A 16,612-nucleotide genomic window follows, 5' to 3' on the forward strand; every position below is an offset into this window, starting at 1 on the left:
CTTTGCTGACGACAATAGCGCGATGGCCCCACCTGATCCCTTCCCGAACTCAGAAGTGAAACATCGTTGCGCCAATGGTAGTGTGGTTCGCCCATGTGAGAGTAGGTCATCGTCAGCTCTCTATTCTGAAATATCCCCCGACATTAGCTTGTCGGGGGATTTTCTTTGCGCGCGGTTTAATGTTAGCACTTGGTAATAGAAAGTTTAGCGCTAGATGCTTCGGTCAAGAATTCAAACTTTCCTACTAACTAATTCAATATGATACTATTTATTCACTTCTAGAATCTACAATCTCTCATTTATTTTGGAGCATATTATGGGCGTTTCACTCTACTATACTGCTGAACGTTCTACTCTCTTGAATCAGCAGGAGCAAGAGAAGGTTGCATCAATAGTCGATGAATATAATGACAAATTCGAGCATGCAGATAATGCAGAGACTTTCGATCTCTATGCATACGATGATAGTGAATCAGAAGTAATACTAGCAGGAGCTACAAAGTTACCTGTTAGTATGGATGTAGAAGATCTTATGTATACCTTAGAGCATTGGCTACAATGTTTGACTGAGATTCGCCTTGTGGTAACTGATGCAGAATGGCATGTACATCTAGATGATAACGATGCTGTATGGGTAGATGATAAGTGGCAGATGGAAGAGTAGCGCTTTATCACTATTATTATCTATATAACTACCTAGAGCAGCTTCTATCAACTCATATAGTATCTACATAAAAAAGCTTTCAACTGGATAACAGGTTGAGAGCTTTTTTATGAGGAATTATTTTAGTCTGCTTAATTTTTACTATTATCTATATAGACAATTCAAGTATTAGAAATATATCTATAATATGAATATATCCTTCATAATCTGCTCAAAATGATTTGACTTCTATCATTATAGCTGCTAATTTTAAACAGTACTTTTATTACAGGTATGTAAAAAATACATCTGAATCTTGTAGACGATTTAATCTAGGATGAATCAAATTGTCTGCTCGTAACACATTACTCCTATTCTCATAATTATCAAAAGGAATTGATAATGAAGTTAGCTCCTCTTTTTTCAATTGGTGCTTTAGCCGCTATTAGTCTTCTTGGCTGTTCTAACCAATCTGCTGATACGACTGATGGCTCATCAGCGACTTCTCAAGAAACTACCGTGCTACGGTTTTCGCATTTTTGGCCAGCAACCTCATCTATCAGTAAAGAAGTCTTTGAGCCTTGGGCAAAACAGATAGAAACAGATTCTGACGGCCGTCTAAAAGTTGAGCTGTATCCATCGGCGGGCCTTGCTAAAGCAGACGTTACTTATGAATCTGCTGCCAAAGGTACGATCGATATTGGTTCACAAGCGCATGGTTATACCAACGGTCGCTTTCCTTTGACTCAGATTACTGAGCTTCCAGGTTTATCAAATTCAGCAACTCAAATGGGCTGTATGCTACAGACTCTATATGATGACGGTACTTTGGCGAGTGAGTACGAAGATACTCATTTACTGTTTATGTACGGGGCTGGACCTGGGGCGCTTCATACAACTGATAAGCTAATTCGAACACCTGAAGACATGAAAGGTATGCGTATTCGCCGTCCTTCAGCTGTGGCAGGTGACATTATCGAAAGTGCGGGCGCTTCACCAGTAGGTCTACCTGCAAACGATATGTATACCTCTCTACAGCGCGGTGTCGTTGATGGTTTAAGTTTCCCTTGGGAGGCGGTAACAGCATTTAAGATTGATGAGATTACCAAATATCATACCAACATTCCTTTCTATAGTTCAGCGCTTATGGTCACGATGAACAAAGACAAATACGACAATTTACCTGATGATCTAAAACAAGTTTTGGATAAAAACTCAGGGATGGCATTAGCTAATAAGGTCGGTGAAGTGTTTGATAAACATGACCAAATGGCAATTCAAGCTGCTAAAGATAAAGGTGATGAAATTATCGAAATTCCTGATCCGTTAAATGATCCAGATTGGAAAGGGCCACTTGAAAGAGGAACCCAAAAATATCTAAAAGATGTTAATGCTTTGGGTTTGGATGCTGATAGTGTCTATGAAAAAGCAAAAGCTGCCAGTGCTGCCTGTAAGGTCTAACCTAATTGGAGGTGTCACATGGCATTTTTAGTCAAGCTCAGCGTCTTAATCTCTAGATTATGCCAGTTTATCGGTGGGGTCAGTCTCATCATCATCGTCCTAACCACCATGCTCGACGTCGTCGCACGCTACATATTCAAACTCACCGGTGGTGAGTTTGGCTTTACCGTCAAAGGCAGTGTAGAGATTGTCTCCTACTTTATGCTATTTGCATTACTCGCTGCCTTTGCTGCGTTTGTCGAACGCTCACAAATCATCGTCGACGTCTTCACCCAGAAAATGCCACAGTCTATCAAAGGCTACCTTATGGGTATCTTTATGATGGGCTTCTTTATTATCGGCATCGTCTTCTCATGGGGGCTCTACGAGAGCGCCATTGACGCCTTAGAGTATGGCAAAGTCACCCAAGACCTTCGAATATCCATGATGCCTATCTATATGGTTAGTGCATTCTTAAGCATCCTACTCGCCATTCGCTCATTGATCGAATCCATCAACATCTTTAAGACAGGCGAATTCTTTGACGCCGAGGAGACAGGCGCATGAGTCCAGAAATTATCGGTGCAATTGGCCTAGTGGTCATGATCCTGCTTGTCGTCTTACGAGTACCTGTCGCACTTGCCATGTTAGGGGTGGGTCTAGTCGGTTTTGGTGCGGTTACCGCGCCTAGTGGTGCTCTACAAATGCTCAAAGACATCCCAGTCGATGTCTTAGCAAAGTATGACTTTAGTGCCATTCCTTTATTTATTCTGATGGGCGTGTTTGCCACTCACTCAGGCATGGCAGGTAAACTCTTTGAAGCCACCCGAACCATATTTGGCGGGGTAAGGGGGAGTCTTGGTATTGCCGGTATTGGTTCATCCGGTATCTTTGCCTCTATCTCAGGATCATCACTTGCTACTGCCTCTACCATGACCAAAGTGGCCTTACCGCAAATGGAGAAGTACGGCTATCAGCCAGGCTTTGCCTGCGGTATCTTAGCCGCTGGTGGTACGCTTGGTATTATGATTCCGCCCAGTATTGCGCTACTGGTCTATGCTATCTTAACCCAACAGTCAGTAGGTGACATGTTCATCGCTGGGTTTTTACCCGGTATGCTCGGTATGGTGATGTACTCACTGACCGTCATGGTGATGGTACGCTGGAAACCGCACTTAGCAAAACGTGGTGAGAAAACCACGTGGAAAGCCAAGCTTGTGTCACTGACTGGTCTGATACCATTTAGCTTTATCTTTATTGTGATTATTGCCGGTATCTTCTTTGGGTTATTTACCCCAACAGAAGGCGCTGCAGTCGGGGCGTTTGTCTCTTGGGCTTATGCTTTTGCTAAAGGCATGCGTCTAGATGGACTCAAGCAGTCATTGATTGAGACGCTAGCACTCTCTGCAGTGGTGTTCTTTATGCTATTGGGTGCAGAGGCATTGGGGTATTTTATCTCAGTCTCACGCTTGTCTTATACCTTGGCATCTTGGATCGGTGGGTTGGCAGTCAGTCCAATGATTGTCCTAATCTGTATTTTGTTCATGTACTTCTTGCTGGGTCTGTTCATGGATGCCTTAGCGATGCTGGTAATCACAATACCTGTGGTATATCCCATCATTCTAGCGTTAGGGTTTGATCCGGTCTGGTTTGGCATCATTGCGGTATTGACGGTGGAGCTTGGTTTGATTACGCCGCCGATGGGGATGAATATCTTCGTGATTAAGGCGATGGCACCGCACATTAAGCTGAGTGATATGTTCCGCGGGGTGGCACCATTCATTGTCTCTGATGTGATTCGGTTGGTTATCTTGGTGATGTTCCCTGCCATCTCGCTTGTGCTGCTGGGGTAGATTAAATCTAAACCATAGCTTATAAGTTACTGTATGAAGCCATATTGCTAATAAAGCAGTGTGGCTTTTTTATTGGCTGATATTTTGACTAAGAATTAAGAGAAGGACATTTTACAAACTCACAATCTATGACGCTGCATGATGATAACTTTTCTTAGTGTTATAAAGGCTTGTGAATGTAGTAAACTGTTTTGCATTCATTTTCCTATATAACTTTATAAGTAGAGATAGTCATGGCTGTCGATTTTAGTAATACGCTTATCGTTGCAATTTCTGCGACGGCACTTTTTGATTTGACGGAGTCAGAAAACTATTTGCTAGAGCTGCTAGAGCAACGTCCTACAAGTGCTATAAAAGAGTTTAGGGAGTACATGACCGAGCGTGAAAATGATTCCTTGAATATTGGTGCAGGTTATCCGCTAATTAAAGCGTTACTAAACCTAAATAAGTATTGTGATAATAGTGATGGACGAGATTCAGACATTGAAACACCATTGGTCGAAGTCGTCATCGTCTCAAAAAGTAGTCCAGACACTGGTATTCAGGTACTTAATGCAATTCTAGAACATGATATCAATATCTCCCGTTCTGCTTTTATTTCAGGTAGCCCTGTTGCGCCTTATATCAAAGACTTCAACGTTGATCTGTTCTTGACCACCAATCGCGACGATGCCCAGCAAGTTGCGGATGCCAATATCTGTGCCTGTGCCATACTAGACGCCACGCCTGTCAATACTTATGAATTAGACACTGAGCAGCTGCGCATTGCCTTTGATGGTGACGCGGTACTTTTTGATGATTCAGGTGAACTGCTATACAAACAAAAAGGGCTGCGAGCCTTTCATGATCGTGAAGTACAAATGCGTGATTTGCCGATTGAAAAAGGCCCTTATGCTGAATTGTTAATTAAATTGTCAAATCTGCAAGAGCGCCTCCCTGCTGGTCTTAAATACTCACCAATAAAAATTGCGCTGGTGACTGCGCGCAATGCACCAGCTGACTTGCGTGCTATCAAGACATTACGAGAGTGGGGCGTGAACGTTGATATGGCGTTTTTTTTGGGAGGACTAGAGAAAACAGCGGTACTCAGAACATTTGCGCCGCATATCTTCTTTGATGATTCAATCAAGCACATTGACGCGGCACGTCGCTTTATTCCTACGGCCTTGGTTCCGTATCATTCAACGTCATTATTGCATGGTGATAACTATCTCACTACTGATGAAGACGCATCATTGTTATCATTCAAACCTGCTGTGCATCCATTGTTTGCTGTAAACCATTAAGTAGGTATAAAAAATCTAGGTAATAAGGATAGGATGGTATATGAATTGGCAGCAGTTGCTTCAATTAATTGTCGTACGGATAAAGCAGGTCATTGGACTTTATGCTTTTGTACTTATACCGATGTGGGGCATGTTTTTTCTAAATGAGGTGGTCTTATTTGGACTGTGGAACATCTTTGGTATCGTGCCGCGTGCTTTAGATGTGGGTAGTATGATAGGGGTGTTTGCTTCATGGACCATGCATGGCAATTTGTCGCATTTGACTGGCAATACGGTGACGCTATTACAGATTTTGTTTTTGTTTGGGCTGTTTGAGAAGAATGCTTATCGCACAGTGATTAAACTGGTGGTTGCCTCAGGACTGGTCACTTGGGTTATCGGGTCGTCATCTTCTATTCATATTGGCGCATCAGGGCTTTGCTTTGCAATGTTAGGTTATATGATAGGCGGGGCTATATTTGCGCGGCGCTGGGGTTATCTGATTGCTTGTATCGTCATGGGAACTGGTTATTGGCTGACCATTAAGCAAGGGTTGATGCCGCAACAAGGTATCTCATTTGCGGCACATTTTGGTGGTTTGTGCGCTGGGCTATTGCTAGGAGCCAATTCAAAGCATACTTATTCAGCCGCTTCTCAACGCTATTAAAAGTAACTTAATATCAGCATTTAATGAACCAGCATAACCATACTAAGCATTATTGGATCAGACGCTTTAATCAGTACAGATTTTGATAAATAAAGGGTCATCTGTAGTTAGCTCTCGCCATGCAGTGGTCTGTTTAACATGTTCATCCACCGTCAGCGTGCTACCTTTTTCTGGTATCACGTAGTCTGCTCGGGCAGGTGTAGTACAATCGATTACCTGTAAAATCTTTTGCACGCTTCTGCGTCTTTCAAACAAATACAAATTAACTAAATGCATATCTGGATTGTCAGCATGCATGCTGGCATTGCCCGTATCTGCCGCAATAAAGCGCAAGACTTGTGGTTTGATATAAGACCACGGACGAAACCATTCTGTACTTTCGGCAGTTTTCACGACTTCAACACCATCCGGCAGCTGACGGACTTGCTGACCGTACCAGTTATATTCTTGATGTACCTGAAACCCAAAAATACCAATCGCAGCAAATAAGGGAATCAGCCACTTTGGCGCGCGCTTACCTGACAGTTTACAGAGGTGAGTTATGATCAGTGCCAATCCAGCCATTCCAAATGCGGCAGCTATGGTAGCGATAAACTCAAAAAGCATAAAATATTCCTTAATGCGCTAGGCACTTTTAGTCAGGTATGTTCAATTGGACAAAGCAAAACCATCATCTAACTATTATAGATAAAAAATCACTCACCAGCAGTGGCTGCCAGTGAGTGATATATAGTAACAGAAGGCATATCATCATTCGTCAGATTAATGGTCGACCGCACCGCCTGCACCGCGTGGTGAGCGAACGCTTTCAACCAATTCTTGAATATGCAGCGGTGGCGCTTTGGTTGCATAAGAAACGATGAATGCAACGATAAAGTTAAGCAGGGCACCAATCACACCAAACGATAGTGGTGAGATACCAAATAGCCAGTACTCCGCTGTATCAGGGAAGTTAGCAGTACCACTGATAAAGAACCAACCTTTGAAGACGAAGATGTAAACCAAGATACTGATCAAACCTGTCAACATACCGGCGATAGCGCCAAGGTTGTTGATACGTTTTGAGAAGATCCCCATCATTAGTGCAGGGAAGAGAGACGCACCAGCGATACCAAATGCCAATGCAACTACCTGTGCTGCAAACCCTGGTGGATTCATACCTAAGTAAGTAGCAACCACAATCGCAATACCCATCGTAATACGTGCGACCTTGAGCTCTCCTTTGTCAGTAATGTTTGGATTTAGGTTTCGTTTGATTAAATCATGACTAATCGCTGACGAGATAGCGAGCAATAGGCCAGCAGCAGTTGATAGTGCAGCAGCGAGACCACCTGCGGCGATCAAACCAATTACCCAAGATGGCAGTTGTGCAATCTCTGGGTTAGCCAATACCAAGATATCAGCATTGACGTCGAGCTCGTTACCAGCCCAGCCTGCATCTGCAAAGCGGCCATCAAGTTCTAGGTCATGTGCAGCACGTGCTGTCTCAACCGCAGTTGTTGCAGCGCCTACGTCACCGCCTTCAGTCTGTGCATTGGTTAGAGCAACTTCTGCAGCGCCCAGCCCACTATCGTTATACATCTGGATACGACCATCGTTATTAAGGTCAGTATATTTAATCAGGCCAGTATCTTCCCAAGTCCTCATCCAATCTGGACGTTGGTCATAGTCGATAGCAGGCTCTGCAACGCCTTGTGGATAGATAGTATCGATAAGGTTTAAACGTGCCATTGCGCCAACAGCAGGTGCTGTGAAGTACAATAATGAGATAAATACTAATGTCCAACCAGCGGTCCAACGTGCATCGGCAACCTTAGGAACGGTGAAAAAGCGAATAATAACGTGAGGTAGACCAGCGGTACCAATCATTAGTGATAAGGTGAACAGTACCATGTTTAGCTTGTTAGGTACGTCAGCCGTATATGCTGTGAATCCCAAATCAGTCACAACTTGATCAAGCTTGGTTAGGATGGGAACACCAGATTCGATATGGTTTGAAAATAAGCCCAAACCTGGAATTGGATTGCCGGTTAATTCAAGTGAGATAAAGACAGCAGGAATGGTATAAGCAATCATCAGAACCACATACTGCGCAACCTGCGTGTAGGTAATCCCTTTCATACCGCCAAGAACTGCGTAAAAGAATACAACAACCGCCGCAATAATGAGGCCTGTGTTGTTATCTACTTCTAAGAAGCGTGAAAATGCGACCCCAGCACCTGTCATCTGACCGATAACGTACGTGGTAGAGGCAATAATCAAACAAACTACGGCAATCATTGCAGCCGTTTTTGAATAAAAGCGATCTCCGATAAAATCAGGCACAGTGAACTTGCCAAATTTACGTAAGTAAGGCGCCAGTAGCATGGCTAGTAGTACATAACCACCTGTCCAGCCCATTAAGTAGGTCGATGCGCCATAACCGCCAGCAGCAAGCAAACCTGCCATAGAAATAAAAGATGCTGCACTCATCCAGTCAGCAGCTGTCGCCATACCGTTAACTACTGGATGTACACCGCCGCCCGCCACATAGAATTCACTGGTTGTCCCAGCCCGAGCCCAGATCGCAATACCAAAATACAAAGCGAAAGATAGGCCTACGAAAATAATATTAACTAAATACTGACTCATGGTCTATTCCTCATCTACGCCATATTGTTTATCTAACTTATTCATACGCCATGCGTAGAAGAAAATTAAAATGATAAACACCCCGATGGAGCCTTGCTGGGCGAACCAAAAGCCCAAGTCAGTGCCGCCGACTTTGATGCCGGCCAAAAGAGGACGTAATAAAATAGCAAAACCGTAAGAACATAGTGCCCAAACTACTAGGCTACCTAAGATGAGACGGACATTGGCACGCCAATAACCGGATGGATCGTTATGATCTTTCATAGGACAACTCCTTTTGTCTTCCCTAAAAAATACCAACAATATAAAAAGAACTGCGATTATTTCTTACCACGAAAAGTATAAAAAATCGTCAGGTACTGCTTTATATAGTGAAAACGATGATGCGTGATAGTACGTTTAATGCTCGGTAGTTCTTTACTTCAAATAAAAGTAGTTAACTATTTAAGCATCGCATTGACTTAAACCATCGAATGGTACAACAGCGTTTCTTGAGGAAGACAGAAGGGTGGACTATCCAGTGTCTTTTTAACAATCTCGTCTTCCTGACAAGAGTTTTAATCTTGTTAACACGTTAACCTGTTGTGCTGCTTGTACTGCTTGATAGCTTCGATAACCATAAAACAGTCTAAACGGATATAGGATTTATATTAGCACGGTTTAATAAAGATAATTACAAACTACTGTGCATGAATAATAAGGAAATTACTAAAAATTAGTTTGCTTAGCCTTCAATGAATAACCTAACGTTACGGAAACGGTACGGCTACCGTGTAATTTATGCGATTAAATTATCACTTAATATATTCTATATAAGATGAAACATAAGCATTATTTATTTTAAAAATAATTATATGAAGTCGATAAGCAAACGTGATGGTCGCATGTCGCTCAATATCTATATCATGCACGTGTCTTTTGGTATCAGGTATTTTGCGCAGAGGCTTATATAGTCCATGGCAATCAAAATATGATATCGATATGAAACTTAAGTAACGCGTATAAAGAATAAATAAGGAGCCCATATGAACGAAGGGATAGTAGGTTGGTTTAATAACATCGTAAATTATGGTGTCGGTATTATCTGGGGTAACAATGACTGGCTGATTGCTAGTAACCCTTGGTATGGATTACTGATGTTCTTACTAATTGGTGCGGGTCTTTACTTTACCGTCGCGACACGTTTTATTCAGTTTCGTCATTTTGGTCATATGTGGAAGTTGCTACGCGTGTCCAATCAAGGACGCAAAGATGGTGGTATTAGCTCATTTGAAGCCTTGATGACGTCGCTAGCTGCGCGTGTTGGTACTGGTAACTTGGCAGGTGTGGCAATTGCCATCTATCTAGGTGGACCAGGTGCTGTATTCTGGATGTGGATGACGGCACTTGTTGGTATGTCGACCAGCTTTATCGAGTCAACCTTAGCACAGGCCTACAAAGTACCGCATAATGATAATGTGTACCGCGGTGGCCCTGCTTATTACATCGAAAAAGGTCTAGGTAAACGCTGGCTCGCCGTGTTTTTCTCATTATGTTTGTTAGTGGCTTTTGGTTTGGCATTCAATGGCGTGCAATCCAACACCATCGCTCAAGCAACCAATGAAGCCTTTGGTGTGCCAACGTGGATGACAGGTTTGGTATTGGTAGTACTGGTAGCGCCAGTAGTATTCGGTGGTTTGCGTTCAGTAGCTCGTATCGCGGGTAAAATCGTACCAGTGATGGCTATCTTGTACATCTTGCTAGCGCTATTTATTATCGTGACTAACTTTAGTCAATTCCCAGCAGCGATCGCGTTGATTGTAAAATCAGCATTTGGCTTTGAGCAGGCGGCAGGCGGTGTCATCGGTTATGGTATTGCGCAGGCAATGATTAACGGTATTAAACGTGGCTTGTTTTCTAACGAAGCAGGTATGGGTTCAGCACCGAATGCTGCAGCAACGGCAAAGAGTCATCCTGATCATCCAGCAGTGCAAGGTTTTATGCAGATGCTAGGTGTATTCATGGATACCCTTATTATTTGTACCGCGACGGCGTCGATTATTATCTTGTCTGGCGTGGTCGACCCTAATGTCGAGCAAGAAGGTATTCAGTTAACTCAGTTAGCCTTATCACAGTATGTCGGTGACCTAGGTGTGGTGTTCGTGGCGATCGCGATTTTCTTCTTCTCATTTACGTCTATCATCGCCAACTATAGCTACGGTGAGTCAAACCTTGAGTTTATCTCTGGTGCCAAAAATGCCAAAGTGATGATCATGATTTTCCGCTTCCTAGTATTAGGTATGGTATTTATCGGCTCGGTTGCTAGCCTACCTGATATATGGAACTTCGCTGACTTGTCTATGGGTCTAATGGCCCTGGTCAACTTAGTGGCTATTTTGCTGTTGTCTCCTGTTGCGTTAAGAATACTACGTGACTATGAGCGTCAGGTAAAAGAGGGTAAAACAGGCGATCAAATTAAGTTTGACCCTGATAACTTTGTAAAACTCAGAAATGAAGCCAACCGTGATGCTTGGACAGACTAAGCAACATTGATTGGTAAAAATAGCTTGTTCTAAGCATTAAAAAACCGCCCGACTCTTATATAGAGATGGGCGGTTTTTATTGGAGCACAGTTTTAATGATATTAATTGTACCAGCTCAAACCAGAATTATCCTGATTTACATGTTTGGATAGTTAGGACCACCGCCACCTTCTGGCGTTACCCAAGTGATGTTCTGTGAAGGGTCTTTGATATCACAGGTCTTACAATGCACGCAGTTCTGCGCATTGATAACAAACTTAGCACCTTCAGCATCTTTGACCACTTCATATACACCGGCTGGGCAGTATAAACGTGCAGGCTCAGCATACAACGGTAAGTTGATTGAAATAGGTACCGTTGGATCAGTAAGTTTTAGATGCGTTGGCTGATCTTCTGCATGGTTGGTATTAGAGATAAATACCGACGACAATTTATCAAATACCAACTTACCATCAGGCTTAAGATAAGTTGGTTGATAAGCGTGGTTAGCACGCTCTAACTGATCGTAATCTGGGATATTGTCATGTAAAGTGAATGGCATTTTACCTTTTAACAAGTTGTGCTCGATAAAGGTGAAAGCGCCGCCCATGAACAGACCCATACGGTGAATTGCAGGTGAGAAGTTGCGCGACTCATAGTTATCTTGATACAACCATGACTCTTTATACATTGTGCTATAAGCAACCACTTCATCATGCTGACGGTCGGCTTGCAACGCCTCAAAGATAGCTTCGGCTGCGAGCATGCCTGACTTCATCGAGGTATGTGTGCCTTTGATTTTTGCTGGGTTTAAGAAACCAGCGTCATCACCTACCAACACACCACCGGGGAAAGTGAACTTCGGTAGTGAGTTTAGACCACCTTTGGTCAACGCACGAGCGCCGTAAGAAATGCGCTTACCGCCTTCTAAAACGTTTTTGATAACAGGGTGCGTTTTCAAGCGCTGCATTTCATCGAATGGAGACACGTAAGGGTTGTGGTAAGACAAATCCGCCACAAGACCAAAGCTTACTTGGTTGTTTTCATCAAAGTATAACCACCAGCCACCAGTAGAGCCAGTTTCAGTCAATGGCCAGCCAAGACCATGCATGACAACACCTTGCTCATGCTTTTCAGGCTCAACTTCCCATAGCTCTTTTAGACCGATACCATAATGCTGAGGATCAGAGTCTTTATCTAGATCAAAACGACTGATTAAGCGTTTGCCTAAATGCCCACGGCTACCTTCGGCAAAAATAGTGTATTTGGCAAGAAGCTCATAACCAGGCTCAAAGCTCGGCTTGGCTTCACCATTGGCGGCCACACCCATATCACCAGTTAACACGCCTCGAACCGAACCGTCGTCATTGTATAAGATGTCATCGGCAGGGAAGCCTGGGAACATCATAACTTCAAGCTCTTCTGCCTGTACGGCCAACCAACGAACGACATTGCCTAGCGAGACAATATAGTTGCCATCGTTGTGCATCGGACCTGGAATCAAAGAGTCAGGCACTTTAGTTGAGCGTGTAGCAGAGTTCAAATAATAGAAACGATCTTCTGTCGCTGGTACGTTAAGCGGTGCGCCTTTTTCTTTCCAGTCAGGAATCAGCTCATTTAGAGCGCGTGGCTCGATGACTGCACCAGACAACGTATGGGCACCAAACTCAGAGCCTTTTTCGACCACACAAACCATAAACTCATCATTACCAGCTTCAATAGCGAGCTGGCGCAAACGAATGGCAGCAGACAGACCTGCAGGTCCACCACCAACGATGATGACATCGAACTCCATTGATTCGCGTTCGACTTCAGGTTCCGCGGCAACCGGCGCTACGACTGGTTCTGCTTTATCTAGCGTTGCGGTCTCTGTCGCTACTGGTGCGTCAGCATTCACAGTATTACCATCAATAACTGGCGTTTGATTGTCTTGCTCTTGCATACCTACTCCTAAACTTTTAGTGGCTTATCTCAGGGCATCATTAGCTTAACAACTGAATAATAGACTTGCGGCGCTAACGTCACTCAGACATATGGCTGCCCGATAAAAATGTGTCATCAATACAAAACCCACTTGACCATTTCAATAAAACATCGTTACTCATTATAAAAGAAAAGTCCTACAAACACGATACGCATTTATGGGCAACGGTGTTAAGGTTATATCAAGGCAATGAAGGTATTTGGGCGATAAAGTTTCATCATACCTGAAACAAAAATTTATAGTAATAATAGATTTGCCAAACTTTGAATACTAAATAAAGGATTGAACGATGAAGAATGACAATAATCATGCTGATAGCAGTCGTGAAAATAACGTAGAAGCCCCAGTTGGCAAGGGTTCTGGTTTAAATAATATGAATGCACTAAGTCACTATCTTAAGTCCACAGCTGGGGCACGTGAAGGACGCGCAATACCACCACTCGAAAAGTGGCACCCTGAAGATATCGCTGATATGGACTTAGTTATCAAGGCAAATGGAGAGTGGTGGCATGAAGGTGGGCAAATGACCCGTGAGTCATTGGTCAGTTTGTTTGCCACAATACTATGGAAAGAAGAGAATAATGGCACTACTGAGTACTTTTTGAAGACTCCTGTACAGAAAATCCGTATCCAAGTAGAAGATGCACCCCTTCTGATAAACGATGTTGGTATTGTCCATGAAGATGATATGAGTTGGTTGGAGTTTACAACGACGACAGGGGATGTGGTTCGCTTAGACGATGAGCATTCGATTGTATTAAAGGCGTATAACTCTAATAAGAGCACTTCTAATGACAGCGACTTTAATAACAGTGACTCTAATAACAGTGACTTTAGTGAAAGCGATCAAGCGAATCAAATGAGTACCGCTGACGATGTGGCAGATTCTCAGGAATTATCATCTACAGAACAAGTACGCCCATACATGATGGTCAGAAATGGCTTAACCGCACTTATCGGTCGTAATACTTTTTATCATCTGACTGAAATTGGAGCGTTATCAGAAGACAATGGTAAGACGATATTGACGCTACGGAGTGGTGGCCAGTCTTATTCATTATCGATGCCTACTGATTAAGTATTATGTTTATCTATTAATTGCTGTATGCCGATGAGTGCTATAATTTTATAATGTCGCCTGATTCTATTGGTTTAAAAAATTATTATCGTATAAAGGTAGTCGATAGAAAGCCGACATAGAGTGACGCCGCACACGAAATATACATATAGCGCATTTAACTGAGTAATAAAATTGATGAATAATATGATAATGGCATTAGCGTAAAGATGGATATCGAAAACCAGACAGTCGGAAAGCTCAGACCGTGTGTCGATATATCTGTTGACCAGAGTCTCAAAACTATGGATCTAGTAGATGTCAATAAACATGCTAGTAACACAGTTGTAAGCGATAAAAACCGTAGCGCGCCCATTGGCGTGTTTGATTCTGGTGTTGGCGGTTTGTCTGTTTACTTGCATTTAGCACAGCAGCTGCCTACTGAGCGTTACGTATATTACGCCGATACGCTAAATGTGCCTTATGGCAATCGTGACAGCGAAGATATTGAAGCGCTAACGCTAAAGGCCGTAGAGTGGTTACATCAGCAAGGTTGTAAGCTAATAGTTATTGCGTGTAACAGCGCCTCAGCATATGCACTAGATACTGCCCGACGCTGCTATCCACATATCCCTATTGTGGGTCTTGTTCCTGCAATAAAGCCTGCGGTACTGGCCAGTAAGAGTGCTCATGTAGCGGTGCTGGCAACCAAAGCGACTTTGAATGGCACCTTATTAAATGATGTTATTGTCAATTTTGCTAAACCTAATAATACAGTAGTCACTAAGTATTTTGATCCGCAACTGGTACCTTGGGTAGAAGCAGGTATGTCAGAACAAGACGAGACAGCCGAAAGGTTGCGTCAACAGATACGAGTATTTGCTAATGAAGGTGTCGATCAGTTAGTGCTGGGATGTACACATTATCCGTTTTTTAAGACATTCTTGTTAGATGAGATTGCACAGCAGCAGCTATCAATACAAGTCATTGATTCTGGTCAAGCGATTGCTGAACGGGTTAGACAGCTATTGATTGCAAACAACTTGTCTGCATCATTGATGAGTGAAAAACAAGAAAATCTGTCACAAAAAACCAGTAATAAAAATACCATTACTAGACCGCCATTAACTTTTCACGCCACTAAATATAGTGATAGACTATGCGCTTTAGTTGAGCGCTTACTCGGTACAGAAATGGCATTGCAATACTACTCTCACTAGTTATTATCAAAACTAGTGATATCAATACGCTGTATGCAACGCTGACTCAGTTAAAATAAATTGAGTGCATCTTTTTAAGCTAAGAGTATGCTAGGCTGAGCAAGACAAGATTTTTGTGTTCTATTTTACATCCTATCCTTTTTATGTCACGACCTACGCTTAGAGGTAATTGTGCCGAATCGTCGCTATCATATTCATATTATATGCGCTGACAACGACCAGTTGTTGGTTCTAGACAGCTTAGCGATATTTTTTCAGGCACGCGCATTTCTGACCTATGATGTTTCTAGCAAGTTATCTAAAGCCTCTTTTTATGGCCGCCAGTGTATTGACTCTTGTGATTATGCAGTCATGATCGTTGGCGACAGCTACGGGACTGTGCAAAAAAACGGCGTCAGCCAGATGCATTTGAGTTATCTAAATGCCAAAGCGAAGCTTAAGCCGCTAATTGTGCTGGTCAAAAATCACTCTCCAGACGCTGTCGTCAGCCGACAACTTCAAGAGTTTATTAAGTTAGTCACCAAGCAAGATAACCAGCTACATTACTATGATACGGAAGAGGATATCGAGCCATTACTGGTACAGGCTCATTATAATGCCGTCGCCAATAATAAAATGGTAGGTGGCTGGGTCAGAGCGAATGATGAAGAGAATACGACTAGTAAAAAGGTCGTGTATGAGAAGCTAGTCGATATATTACCTAGTACTACCGAGGTAGAGAAAAACAGTTCTGATGACGAAGACTTTATAGCAGATAAGGTTAGTGAGCCAATTGAGTTAACAGAGTTTTTTGAGATTCAATATAGTGCTCAAGCTTATGAGGGCGGTAATCTAACGGACGTAACCAGATCGCTAACACTCTCGTGGCACGAGATACTTATGACCCTCATAAGAATACCGTCTACTTTTTCGAGCTATGGCTTGCAAAATGCCATCAATCGTTTGATTACCGCTAAAGCGGAAGTAGACATCAAAAAAGAGATGCCAAACGTTCATGCTGTCTCACGCTGCCAAATCTCTCAAGCTGATATCAATAATTTGCAACGTAAGCTAGTCGGTGCAAACTGGATACAATTGATGACTTATGGCACGCGGGTATCACAAGAGCTTTGGAAACTTACCTTCTACGCAAAAAACCTACTGCAAAATTATACCTCAAGTACGAATAAACAAGACTAGTAATTATTCGCTAGCGTGTTCAATAATAGCCATTTAAAACGTCCTCTTCGGCAGCTCGACTACGTTTTGTAATACAAAGCATACGTGCGATGCTTGTGAATCTTCCTCAGACCCGTAATAATAAAGTCAGTTAGTTAGCAGTATTAACAACGTTAACTATTTTAGAATGAGA

At 42.8% G+C, this 16,612-nt stretch carries 14 protein-coding genes and 1 rRNA gene; 11 read left to right on the forward strand and 4 right to left on the reverse strand.

Annotation, left to right across the window (positions count from 1 at the left end; translation table 11 throughout):
- Positions 1-4 precede the first annotated feature (4 nt).
- From rrf to JMX91_RS11430, 7 genes are all read left to right on the forward strand, one after another.
- Positions 5-118: ribosomal RNA gene (rrf, locus tag JMX91_RS11400) — 5S ribosomal RNA — on the forward strand.
- A 198-nt stretch (positions 119-316) separates the two neighbouring features.
- The gene (locus JMX91_RS11405; protein ID WP_201549234.1) at positions 317-664 is read left to right on the forward strand and encodes a hypothetical protein; all 348 of its coding nucleotides are present in this window, start codon (positions 317-319) and stop codon (positions 662-664) included.
- Positions 665-1,045: 381 nt separating this feature from the next.
- The gene (locus JMX91_RS11410; RefSeq protein WP_201549236.1) at positions 1,046-2,104 is read left to right on the forward strand and encodes a TRAP transporter substrate-binding protein; all 1,059 of its coding nucleotides are present in this window, start codon (positions 1,046-1,048) and stop codon (positions 2,102-2,104) included.
- Positions 2,105-2,122: 18 nt separating this feature from the next.
- Positions 2,123-2,650 carry a TRAP transporter small permease gene (locus JMX91_RS11415; RefSeq protein WP_102093491.1) on the forward strand — a complete coding sequence of 176 codons (528 nt, stop codon included), beginning with the start codon at positions 2,123-2,125 and terminating at the stop codon, positions 2,648-2,650.
- Complete coding sequence (locus JMX91_RS11420; protein ID WP_201549237.1) at positions 2,647-3,936, forward strand: TRAP transporter large permease; 1,290 nt, start codon at positions 2,647-2,649, stop codon at positions 3,934-3,936. Before JMX91_RS11415 ends, JMX91_RS11420 begins: the two co-directional genes overlap by 4 nt.
- 233 nt (positions 3,937-4,169) lie before the next feature.
- A complete protein-coding gene (locus tag JMX91_RS11425) occupies positions 4,170-5,222 on the forward strand; it encodes a 5'-nucleotidase (RefSeq protein ID WP_201549238.1) in 1,053 nt (350 codons plus the stop codon).
- A 40-nt stretch (positions 5,223-5,262) separates the two neighbouring features.
- Positions 5,263-5,868 (forward strand): rhomboid family intramembrane serine protease, encoded by a 606-nt coding sequence (locus JMX91_RS11430; RefSeq protein WP_201549239.1) that lies wholly within the window; start codon positions 5,263-5,265, stop codon positions 5,866-5,868.
- A 66-nt stretch (positions 5,869-5,934) separates the two neighbouring features.
- On the opposite strand, the gene JMX91_RS11435 is transcribed toward JMX91_RS11430, so the two are convergent.
- The 3 genes from JMX91_RS11435 to JMX91_RS11445 form a co-directional block, all read right to left on the reverse strand.
- A complete protein-coding gene (locus JMX91_RS11435; RefSeq protein WP_201549240.1) occupies positions 5,935-6,474 on the reverse strand; it encodes a hypothetical protein in 540 nt (179 codons plus the stop codon).
- A 156-nt stretch (positions 6,475-6,630) separates the two neighbouring features.
- Positions 6,631-8,499 (reverse strand): sodium:solute symporter family protein, encoded by a 1,869-nt coding sequence (locus tag JMX91_RS11440; protein WP_057761858.1) that lies wholly within the window; start codon positions 8,497-8,499, stop codon positions 6,631-6,633.
- Positions 8,500-8,502: 3 nt separating this feature from the next.
- On the reverse strand, positions 8,503-8,763 hold the full coding sequence (locus JMX91_RS11445; RefSeq protein WP_057761855.1) for a DUF4212 domain-containing protein: 261 nt from the start codon (positions 8,761-8,763) through the stop codon (positions 8,503-8,505).
- A 761-nt stretch (positions 8,764-9,524) separates the two neighbouring features.
- Here JMX91_RS11445 and JMX91_RS11450 point away from each other — a divergent pair.
- Positions 9,525-11,021 (forward strand): alanine/glycine:cation symporter family protein, encoded by a 1,497-nt coding sequence (locus JMX91_RS11450; RefSeq protein WP_201549241.1) that lies wholly within the window; start codon positions 9,525-9,527, stop codon positions 11,019-11,021.
- Positions 11,022-11,157: 136 nt separating this feature from the next.
- Here JMX91_RS11450 and JMX91_RS11455 read toward each other — a convergent pair whose 3' ends face one another.
- A complete protein-coding gene (locus tag JMX91_RS11455; RefSeq protein WP_201549271.1) occupies positions 11,158-12,795 on the reverse strand; it encodes an electron transfer flavoprotein-ubiquinone oxidoreductase in 1,638 nt (545 codons plus the stop codon).
- A 562-nt stretch (positions 12,796-13,357) separates the two neighbouring features.
- Here JMX91_RS11455 and JMX91_RS11460 point away from each other — a divergent pair.
- From JMX91_RS11460 to JMX91_RS11470, 3 genes are all read left to right on the forward strand, one after another.
- Positions 13,358-14,062: a DUF1285 domain-containing protein gene (locus JMX91_RS11460; protein WP_413786795.1), complete on the forward strand. Its 705-nt coding sequence runs from the start codon at positions 13,358-13,360 to the stop codon at positions 14,060-14,062.
- A 284-nt stretch (positions 14,063-14,346) separates the two neighbouring features.
- Positions 14,347-15,261 (forward strand): glutamate racemase, encoded by a 915-nt coding sequence (murI, locus tag JMX91_RS11465; RefSeq protein WP_201549273.1) that lies wholly within the window; start codon positions 14,347-14,349, stop codon positions 15,259-15,261.
- 171 nt (positions 15,262-15,432) lie between these two features.
- Entirely contained in the window at positions 15,433-16,440 is a 1,008-nt protein-coding gene (locus tag JMX91_RS11470) for a DUF4062 domain-containing protein (RefSeq protein ID WP_201549244.1), read from the forward strand.
- The last annotated feature ends 172 nt before the right edge of the window (positions 16,441-16,612 follow it).

This window comes from Psychrobacter sp. Pi2-1 (assembly GCF_904846645.1).
GTDB lineage: Bacteria > Pseudomonadota > Gammaproteobacteria > Pseudomonadales > Moraxellaceae > Psychrobacter.

Excerpts from the sequence above, each read along its gene's own strand:
- JMX91_RS11450 (WP_201549241.1), top strand. The coding sequence starts at position 9,525 with ATGAACGAAGGGATAGTAGGTTGGTTTAATAACATCGTAAATTATGGT.
- murI (WP_201549273.1), top strand. The coding sequence starts at position 14,347 with ATGGATCTAGTAGATGTCAATAAACATGCTAGTAACACAGTTGTAAGC.
- JMX91_RS11405 (WP_201549234.1), top strand. The coding sequence starts at position 317 with ATGGGCGTTTCACTCTACTATACTGCTGAACGTTCTACTCTCTTGAAT.
- JMX91_RS11435 (WP_201549240.1), bottom strand. The coding sequence starts at position 6,474 with ATGCTTTTTGAGTTTATCGCTACCATAGCTGCCGCATTTGGAATGGCT.
- JMX91_RS11415 (WP_102093491.1), top strand. The coding sequence starts at position 2,123 with ATGGCATTTTTAGTCAAGCTCAGCGTCTTAATCTCTAGATTATGCCAG.
- JMX91_RS11445 (WP_057761855.1), bottom strand. The coding sequence starts at position 8,763 with ATGAAAGATCATAACGATCCATCCGGTTATTGGCGTGCCAATGTCCGT.
- JMX91_RS11410 (WP_201549236.1), top strand. The coding sequence starts at position 1,046 with ATGAAGTTAGCTCCTCTTTTTTCAATTGGTGCTTTAGCCGCTATTAGT.
- JMX91_RS11460 (WP_413786795.1), top strand. The coding sequence starts at position 13,358 with ATGAATGCACTAAGTCACTATCTTAAGTCCACAGCTGGGGCACGTGAA.
- JMX91_RS11420 (WP_201549237.1), top strand. The coding sequence starts at position 2,647 with ATGAGTCCAGAAATTATCGGTGCAATTGGCCTAGTGGTCATGATCCTG.
- JMX91_RS11440 (WP_057761858.1), bottom strand. The coding sequence starts at position 8,499 with ATGAGTCAGTATTTAGTTAATATTATTTTCGTAGGCCTATCTTTCGCT.
- JMX91_RS11430 (WP_201549239.1), top strand. The coding sequence starts at position 5,263 with ATGAATTGGCAGCAGTTGCTTCAATTAATTGTCGTACGGATAAAGCAG.
- JMX91_RS11425 (WP_201549238.1), top strand. The coding sequence starts at position 4,170 with ATGGCTGTCGATTTTAGTAATACGCTTATCGTTGCAATTTCTGCGACG.
- JMX91_RS11455 (WP_201549271.1), bottom strand. The coding sequence starts at position 12,795 with ATGGAGTTCGATGTCATCATCGTTGGTGGTGGACCTGCAGGTCTGTCT.